Source organism: Meiothermus rufus DSM 22234 (assembly GCF_000423425.1).
Lineage (GTDB): Bacteria > Deinococcota > Deinococci > Deinococcales > Thermaceae > Meiothermus > Meiothermus rufus.
In genome coordinates this window covers 1-7,570 of sequence record NZ_AUHY01000091.1, presented here as the reverse complement: position 1 = coordinate 7,570, position 7,570 = coordinate 1, and the positions used below count along the sequence as shown (strand labels likewise).

Annotated in this window: 8 protein-coding genes and 2 pseudogenes; 2 read left to right on the top strand and 8 right to left on the bottom strand. The window is 60.2% G+C overall.

Features of this window, described 5'->3' with window-relative positions; genetic code table 11:
- Both G552_RS0112940 and G552_RS0112935 read left to right on the top strand, forming a co-directional pair.
- Positions 1 to 325, top strand: a pseudogene (locus G552_RS0112940) (IS701 family transposase); the annotation flags it as partial.
- 233 nt (positions 326 to 558) lie between these two features.
- Complete coding sequence (locus tag G552_RS0112935; RefSeq protein WP_036270922.1) at positions 559 to 930, top strand: YkvA family protein; 372 nt, start codon at positions 559 to 561, stop codon at positions 928 to 930.
- On the opposite strand, the gene G552_RS0112930 is transcribed toward G552_RS0112935, so the two are convergent.
- From G552_RS0112930 to G552_RS15540, 8 genes and pseudogenes are all read right to left on the bottom strand, one after another.
- Positions 927 to 1,472, bottom strand: a complete 546-nt coding sequence (locus G552_RS0112930) for a GNAT family N-acetyltransferase (protein ID WP_027883399.1) — start codon at positions 1,470 to 1,472, stop codon at positions 927 to 929. The genes G552_RS0112935 and G552_RS0112930 overlap by 4 nt on opposite strands.
- Positions 1,473 to 1,603: 131 nt before the next feature.
- Entirely contained in the window at positions 1,604 to 1,792 is a 189-nt protein-coding gene (locus tag G552_RS16855) for a cupin domain-containing protein (protein WP_245575205.1), read from the bottom strand.
- A 26-nt stretch (positions 1,793 to 1,818) separates the two neighbouring features.
- Positions 1,819 to 2,535, bottom strand: coding sequence for an ABC transporter ATP-binding protein (locus G552_RS0112920; RefSeq protein WP_027883398.1), 717 nt, complete (start codon positions 2,533 to 2,535; stop codon positions 1,819 to 1,821).
- On the bottom strand, positions 2,522 to 3,328 hold the full coding sequence (locus tag G552_RS0112915) for an ABC transporter ATP-binding protein (RefSeq protein WP_027883397.1): 807 nt from the start codon (positions 3,326 to 3,328) through the stop codon (positions 2,522 to 2,524). The genes G552_RS0112920 and G552_RS0112915 overlap by 14 nt, the downstream gene beginning before the upstream one ends.
- Complete coding sequence (locus G552_RS0112910; RefSeq protein ID WP_027883396.1) at positions 3,325 to 4,758, bottom strand: branched-chain amino acid ABC transporter permease; 1,434 nt, start codon at positions 4,756 to 4,758, stop codon at positions 3,325 to 3,327. The genes G552_RS0112915 and G552_RS0112910 overlap by 4 nt, the downstream gene beginning before the upstream one ends.
- Complete coding sequence (locus tag G552_RS0112905) at positions 4,755 to 5,735, bottom strand: branched-chain amino acid ABC transporter permease (RefSeq protein WP_027883395.1); 981 nt, start codon at positions 5,733 to 5,735, stop codon at positions 4,755 to 4,757. Before G552_RS0112905 ends, G552_RS0112910 begins: the two co-directional genes overlap by 4 nt.
- 226 nt (positions 5,736 to 5,961) lie before the next feature.
- Entirely contained in the window at positions 5,962 to 7,122 is a 1,161-nt protein-coding gene (locus G552_RS0112900; protein WP_027883394.1) for a branched-chain amino acid ABC transporter substrate-binding protein, read from the bottom strand.
- A 138-nt stretch (positions 7,123 to 7,260) separates the two neighbouring features.
- Positions 7,261 to 7,570, bottom strand: a pseudogene (locus G552_RS15540) (integrase core domain-containing protein); the annotation flags it as partial.

Below are 7,570 nucleotides of genomic sequence, written 5' to 3'. Positions count from 1 at the left end.
CTCCAAGGACGGGGAGGCGGAGTACTGGGCCACGAACCATCTGGGGATGAGCGAAGAGAAGCGGGCGGAGTTAGAGCGGCAAGGATGGGGGATCGAAGTGTACCATCGGGGGCTCAAGCAGTGCTGTGGGGTGGAGCGGGCCCAGGTGAGGAAGGCGGTCTCCATCCTGCGGCACCTCCTCCTGGCTTTGCGGGCCTTCCTCCGGCTGGAGGTCTACCGGCTGCGCAGGGGGGTGAGCTGGTACGAGGCCAAGGCGTCCATTGTTCGCGAGGCAATACGAAGTTATCTCGCCCATCCCCTCCACATCCTTCAGCCAACTGCGTAAGTCCTATCCGGTATAACAGCAAGGGGCAGGGGAAATTAACTTAGCCCTGATTTGCCCATTCGATGTTGTGGTCTGCGATTAGAGTGAGACCAAAAACCAAAAATGCGCTGCTATAGAGATTCATGTTTGGCCAATGCAATCTGCTACCATAGGTTTTACACCCGTAGATTTGGGGTGGAACCCATGCTCTTTTGCTCGTCCAGTAAGGTTCTGGCGAATCGGGAGGGCCAATAGTGGCGAGTAATATTCAAAAAGTCGACGTGATTGAAATCAATGCAATCGAGCGCTACCGCGAGGAAGATTTTTGGAACAAACTACGGCGCTTTGCCCGCCAGGCAGGCCGCGAAGTGGTCGAGAAAGCCCTCTGGCTTTACTACGCCCTAAAGCGCCCCGAGACCCCGGCCTGGGCCAAGCGCACCATTGTGGGCGCGTTGGTGTACTTCATCCTGCCCTTTGACCTGGTGGCCGATCTGGCGCCTTTGGTGGGCTTTACCGACGATCTAAGCGTGCTGCTCCTGGCGGTGGGTACGGTGGCAGCCCACATTACCCCGGAGGTTAAGGCCCAGGCGCAAGCGACCCTACACACCTGGTTCGACCCAGACTAACCCCAGGCCCCCTCCCAGGGGCCTGGGGTCTGGTCGGGGATTTCCTGCCAGCGGGTCTGGCTTTTGTATAAGCGCATTCCCCGGGCCAGGTAGTTGGCTAGGGCAGCGGGGCTGTCTAGGGAACAGGTGTGTACCCAGACCCTCTTTGCCCCTAGCCGCCAGGCCTCCTCCAGGGCCCGGGTTAGCAGGTGGCCTCCCAGCCCCATCCCAGCAAACTGGGGCAGCAGGCCGAAATAGACGATTTCCACGTTGCCCTCAGGCTGTTCCTCGAGCTGAAAGTAACCCGCAGGGGTACCCCTGAGGTAGGCCACCCAGGTGTGCCGGTGAGGGTTTTGGGCATAGGCCCACCACTCGGCATAGCCCCAATGGGCTTTTTCGTACCAGTACCAACCTCCCCCCACGCTGCGGTAGAGAAAGCGCTGCAACTCAGCGCTGGGAATCTCGGCTTTCATCAGCAAAAAGCCTTCGGGGGCGGTGGGCTTGGGCCGGAGCTGGTCGGGGGAGGTGGCCTCGAGGTAGTAGGTGGTGACCACGGTGCGCATGGAGGGCTATTCCTTAAAGCCTGTTCAGCAAATCCTGCCGTACTGGGTGGAAGGCGTCAAATACTACGAATCTTCAACAAAAAACGCCTCGTGTTCGACGCCCGGCGGTACATGCACAATGTCACCGGGGCCTAGCTCGAGCCACTCCTCCCCAAGCGCCCCGAGACCACCAGGGTTATCTGCTCGTGGACCGCCAAGAGCGAACCTGCTTGGCTCTCGGCCCGCAACAGCATGAGCTGCTCCCCGGCAAAAGGGCGCAGCACCGCGCCAGGTACCTCGAGGCCTGGCAGAAGGGCAGTGTGAGCGAATTTGGCCTTCATGGCTATGTAGTATCTCGACCTGTAGGCTAACCGTGCCCGCCCAGATAAGCTTCCTGAATCTCAGGCCGGGCGGCCAGCTCCTTGGCAGGGCCGCTCATGGCCAGGTGGCCGGTTTGCAGCACGTAGCCGCGGTGGGCAATCTGCAGGGCCAGGCGGGCGTTTTGCTCTACCAGCAAAATGGTCTTGCCCTGCTGGTTGAGCTTCTGGATAATCTCGAAAATAAAGTCCACCAGTACCGGGGCCAGCCCCATCGAGGGCTCGTCCATCAGCAGCAGCTTGGGGTCTTGCATCAAAGCCCGGCCAATGGCCAGCATCTGCTGCTCTCCCCCCGATAGGGTGCCGCCTTTCTGTTTGCGCCGTTCGGCCAGGCGGGGAAAGAGGGTGAAAACCTGCTCCTTGCGCTCTTGCATGACCCTGGCGTCATTGATGAGAAATCCGCCCATCTCCAGGTTCTCCTCCACAGTCATGCGGGGGAAGATACGCCGTCCTTCGGGCACGTGGCCTATGCCCAAAGCCACAATTTTGTCGGCGGGGATTTTGTGAATAGGCCGGCCTTGGTAGATGACCTCACCTTTGCGAGGTTTATTCATCCCGCTGATGGTGCGCAAGGTGGTGCTTTTTCCCGCGCCGTTGGCGCCAATCAGGGTAACAATCTCGCCTTCCTCCACCGTGAGCGATATACCCTTGAGCGCGTGGATATGACCGTAGTAGGTGTGGATGTCTTTGACTTCAAGCAGAGGCATGCGTGCTCCCTCCGGCCTGTCCTGCTGCGCCTTTGCCCAGGTAGGCTTCAATAACCCGCGGATTGGCGCGGATCTCGGCGGGCAAACCCTCGGCAATCTTGGAGCCGTACTCGAGCACCGCAATCCGATCCGAGATGCTCATCACCATGGCCATGTCGTGTTCGATGAGCACAATGGTCAGGCCTAGCTCATCGCGCAGCTTGCGCACGCGCACCTTGAGGTCTTCGGTTTCCTGCTCGTTCATTCCCGCCGCGGGTTCGTCTAAAAACAAGAGCCGCGGTTCCAAAGCCAAGGCCCGGGCGATTTCCAGGCGGCGTTGCTCTCCGTAGGAAAGCCCCGAGGCCAGCTCCTCAGCCCGCCTGTCTAGGTTCATGTAGGCCAGTAGCTCCATGGCCCGCTCTTTGGCCTTTTTCTCGCTCCGATGGAAGCGGGGGGTATGCAAGAGGACGTCGAAATAGCTTTGGTGGGTGTGGTAGTGGTGGCCTACCAGCACGTTCTCTAGGACGGTCATGGCCTTGAACAGCCGGATGTTTTGGAAGGTGCGGCCAATGCCGGTGCGCGCCACCTTATCTGGGGAGTAGCCGGTAATGTCCTGGCCGAAGAAGACTACCCGGCCCGTGTCGGGCTTGTAGATGCCGGTGAGGATATTGAAAAAGGTGGTTTTGCCTGCCCCGTTGGGGCCGATTACCGAGAAGATTTCCCTAGGCCGTACCTGGAGGCTCACATTGTCCACCGCCACCAACCCACCGAACTTTTTGGTGGCGTTCTGCACATCCAAAGCCAGCTCGCTCATTTCACACCACCTTCCTGGGCCTCCTGACGGGCCTCCTGCATCTCGGCCCGGTGCCGTTGCTCGGGAATCAGCCCCTCGGGGCGGAAGATCATCATCAGAATCAAAATCAGGCCAAATACCAGCCGCTCGTACTTGGCTGGGTTGAGCTGGGGCGGTAGGTTGGCCATGTTGTAACCCAGAATGGTCACCCCGGTCTGCCGCCAGGTGTTGAGCAGGTCGGAGAAGTCCTTGAGGATGCCGATGTTGAGCACCGTGACCGCCGCAGCCCCGACCACCGCACCCCCAATCGAGCCCATCCCGCCCAGAATCACGAAAGCCAGGATGTTAATCGAGGCCTGCAGGGTGAAGGACTCGGGGCTCACAAAGGTCTGCTTGGCAGCGAAGATGGCGCCCATGACGCCAGAGAAGGCCGCACCAGTAGCGAAGGCCAGCAGCTTGGTGGGCAGCAGGGGAATGCCCATAGCCTTGGCGGCGATCTCGTCCTCACGGATGGCCACCCAGGCCCGGCCAAAGCGCGAGTTGGCCAGCCGGATGTTGACCAGGAGAACCACGGCGATTACCAAAAGCACCAGGAGATAGAAGAAGAACGCGTAGGTGATGTAAGTGTCGATGGGCTTGCCGTAAATTTGCTCGGCTCCCACCAGGCGGAGGATATCGCCCAGCAGACCGCTTTCTGGGCGGTTGACCGGGGTGATGCCCTGGGGGCCGTTGGTGATGTTGAGCGGTTTGTCCAGGTTGTTGGCGAGGATGCGCACCACTTCACCTAGGCCTAGGGTGACGATGGCCAGGTAGTCGCCCCGTAGCCGCAAGGCCGGCAGCCCAATGAGCACACCGGTAATGGCAGCGGTGATGATGGCTAGGGCCATGAACAAATAGAGGTAGTTGCCGGGCAAGCCCTGGGGAGGGAAGCCTTGGATAAACTCGGCGGCCTGGGGGGAACCAAAAATGCCCCAGGTGTAGGCCCCGACCGCAAAAAAGGCGGCAAAGCCCAGGTCGAGGAGACCGGCCTGGCCTACCACCACGTTCAAACCCAGAGCCAGCGCGGCGAAAATGCCGATCTGGATGCCCAGCTCAAACAAAAAGGAATTGCTGAGGCCGGCGATGGGCACCGCGATGAACAGAATGGCCACCCCCAGAGCCACCCGTACCAGGTGGGACAGGTTGGGCAGCAAAAAGCAGGCCATCAGCACGCCTAGCAGGCCGTAGAAGGCGATCTTGTCGCTGGGGTTGAGGCGCAGCAGCACGGTGAGGGCTAAGGCCAGTATCGCCAGCAGGCCTGAGCGCCAGGCGGTGGGGATTTTCCCCAGGCTCACCAGCGCCACCGAGGCCACCAGGGCCAGGTTGGTCAGGCCGTTTTGCGGCTGCAACAGGGCCCCCAAGAGGGAAAGTGCGGTGAAGGCAAGGGTGAAGGGGAAGATATACCGGCTCATACCTTTTCACTCACATTCTGGCCGAAAATGCCCTGAGGCCGGAAAAGCAGCAAAAGCACCAGGGTTAGGAAGGCGAAAACATCCTTATACTCGGTGCCGAAGTTGCCGTTGGTCAGGAAGGGGAGGTAGGTGCCGGAGAGGGTCTCGAGCTGCCCCAGAATCAGGCCCCCCACCGTGGCCCCGGGGATGTTGCCAATGCCCCCCAGCACCGCCGAGGTAAAGGCCTTGAGCCCCGGCAGCACCCCGGAATAGGGGGTGACATTGGTGTACAAAAGCCCAAACAGCACACCGGCTACCCCCCCCAGCGAACCGCCCACCAGGAAGGTGCGGGAGATGATGACATCGGGGTTGATGCCCATCAAAGAGGCAGTCTGCATGTCCTGCGACACCGCCCGGATGGCCTTGCCCAGCTTGGTGCGGTTGACCAGGTAGGTCAGGGCGAAGAGCATCAGGAGCGAGACCACAATGATGAGGATTCCCTTGACCTGGATGGTGGTTTCAAAGGGCAGCAGCAGCGTGGTGTTCAACGCGTCGTAGGTGCGGTACTGCATGTTGAACTCGTTGTGGCGCAAAGCGGCGTAGATACGGGTCAGGTCTTGCAGCAAAAAGGAGACCCCGATGGCTGTAATCATGGGCACCAGGATGTTTTTGCTGCCTCGCTTGCGCAGCGGGCGGTAGGCGAAGCGTTCCACCAGTACCGCCATGGTGCCCGAGCCAACAGCGGCGAAAACCAGGGCCACCAAGAGCAGTAGGAAGGGGTTAGGGATGACCGGGGCCTCGGGGTTGCCCCAGAAGCGGAAGACCTCGAGGCCGATTACCGCTCCGATCATGAAGACCTCGGAGTGGGCAAAGTTAATCAGCCCCAGTACCCCGTAGACCATGGTGTACCCTAGGGCTACCATGGCATAGACAAAGCCCAGAAGAAGCCCCTCGAGGATGGTTTGGGGAAGGATGGCCAGAAGATCGGCAACCGTCAAGTAGAACCTCCTAGTTTACTTATTCATTTAGCTACAAGGATGCCTGCAAAAATATGCACATAGCCGCATCCATTGTAACTTTAGCCTGACAGAGTATATAGGCTAGGGGGTGGCCTGACAACCTGGAATGAATCCGCTAATCCTGACCGGCGGGTCAATCCAGGTCAAGACCATCAAAAAAAAACAAACCCCCGCCTTAGCGGGAGTTTGCATACAGACGGAGCAACTACTGACGGGCCGCAGGCGGGGCGAACTGGATGACCCGCAGCACCTCGCCGGGGTACTTGGCTTCCTTCATGCCAACGACATAGTAGTCGGAGAGCTTCCGGTCGCCCTTGCTATCGAACTCGATGCGGCCGGTAAGGCCATCGAGCTTGACCTCGCGGATGGCCCGGGCCACCTGCTCGCGGGTGGGCTTGCGGCCATTGTTGGCCTTGATAGCAGCTTCGATGCCAGCCAGGGCCACGTTGGCCGCGTCGTAGGCATAAACCGCGTAGGCTTCAGGGTCCTTGCCGAACTTGGCCTTGTAGCGCCGGGCGAACTCGGCAGCCTTGGGCAAGGTGCTAATGGGGCCGGCAGTGGTGGTAAACAGTACGCCCTTGGCAGCGCTGCCAGCAATCTTCACCAGGTCGGAGGCATCCAGACCGTCGCCGCCCATGAAGGTGGCGGTGATGCCCCGCTCGCGCATCTGCTTAACCAGCACGCCGCCTTTGTCGTAGATGCCGCCGTAGTAGACCAGATCGGGCCGCTGGGCCCGCATCTGCAGGATGAGGGGCTGGAAGTTGGAGGCCTCCTCGGTGCCTACCAAGGCGACCACCTGAGCGCCTAGCTCGCGGGCCCGCGCGGCAAAGGCCTCAGCCAAGCCCTGGCCGTAGGGGGTTTTGTCGTGGATGACGAATAGGCGTTGTTTGCGCAGCACCCGCACGGCGTACTCGGCGCCTACCGGGCCCTGCACGTCGTCGCGCCCGCAGATACGGTTGACGTTAAGGTAGCCCCGGTCGGTCACGCGAGGGTTGGTGTTGGCCGGGGAGACCATGGCCAGGTTGGTGTCCTTGTAGATTTCCGAAGCAGCAATAGCTACACCGGAGTTGAGGTGCCCCACGATGGCCAAAAGGTCGGGGTCGTTGACGATGCGGCGGGCTACCGCCACGCCCACATCGGGGGTGGCTTGGTCGTCCTGTGGGGCAAACTGAAGCTGGAAGCCTAGCTGCTGGAAGCGGGCTTGCGCGTCTTCAATGGCCATCTGGGCCCCTTGGGCGATGGCCGTACCTAGAGCCGACTGAGGCCCCGAGAGGGGCGAAACTGAAGCGATCTTAATCACGTTGGACTGGGCCGAGGCTACACCTAAAGCCAAGGCACCCAGTGCTAGAATTGCGAGCTTCTTCATGCCGATTCCTCCTAGCGACTTCATTCTTTAGCCTTCGAACGGCTGGCTTATTCTACCCAAACCGTGCCAGGCTATGTCAATGTGGTGTAATCGGTCAACACATGTGAGACTGGGGAACCGACTCCTCCTGCATCTTAGCTAAATACTCCAAGGGAGCAAGACCCTGTAATCGGTCAACACATGTGAGACTGGGGAACCGACTCCTCCTGCATCTTAGCTAAATACTCCAAGGGAGCAAGACCCCCCAGGGCCATGTGAGGCCTTCGGCGGTTGTAGTGGTCCAGGTAGGCATCCAGCTCTGCCTGTAGCTCGCTGAGCCGGGGGGGCAGAGGCCGGGTATAGAGCTCCTCCCTAAAGGTCCGTTGCACCCGCTCCACGTGACCATTGAGTTTAGGACTCCTCGGCGGCAGCACAAACAAGGCAATCCCCAGAGCACAGCAGGCCTCCT

Bases quoted from the DNA above. Each gene is read 5' to 3' on its own strand.
- G552_RS0112915 (WP_027883397.1), bottom strand. From the start codon at position 3,328: ATGAGCGAGCTGGCTTTGGATGTGCAGAACGCCACCAAAAAGTTCGGT.
- G552_RS0112920 (WP_027883398.1), bottom strand. From the start codon at position 2,535: ATGCCTCTGCTTGAAGTCAAAGACATCCACACCTACTACGGTCATATC.
- G552_RS0112900 (WP_027883394.1), bottom strand. From the start codon at position 7,122: ATGAAGAAGCTCGCAATTCTAGCACTGGGTGCCTTGGCTTTAGGTGTA.
- G552_RS0112910 (WP_027883396.1), bottom strand. From the start codon at position 4,758: ATGAGCCGGTATATCTTCCCCTTCACCCTTGCCTTCACCGCACTTTCC.
- G552_RS0112930 (WP_027883399.1), bottom strand. From the start codon at position 1,472: ATGCGCACCGTGGTCACCACCTACTACCTCGAGGCCACCTCCCCCGAC.
- G552_RS16855 (WP_245575205.1), bottom strand. From the start codon at position 1,792: ATGAAGGCCAAATTCGCTCACACTGCCCTTCTGCCAGGCCTCGAGGTA.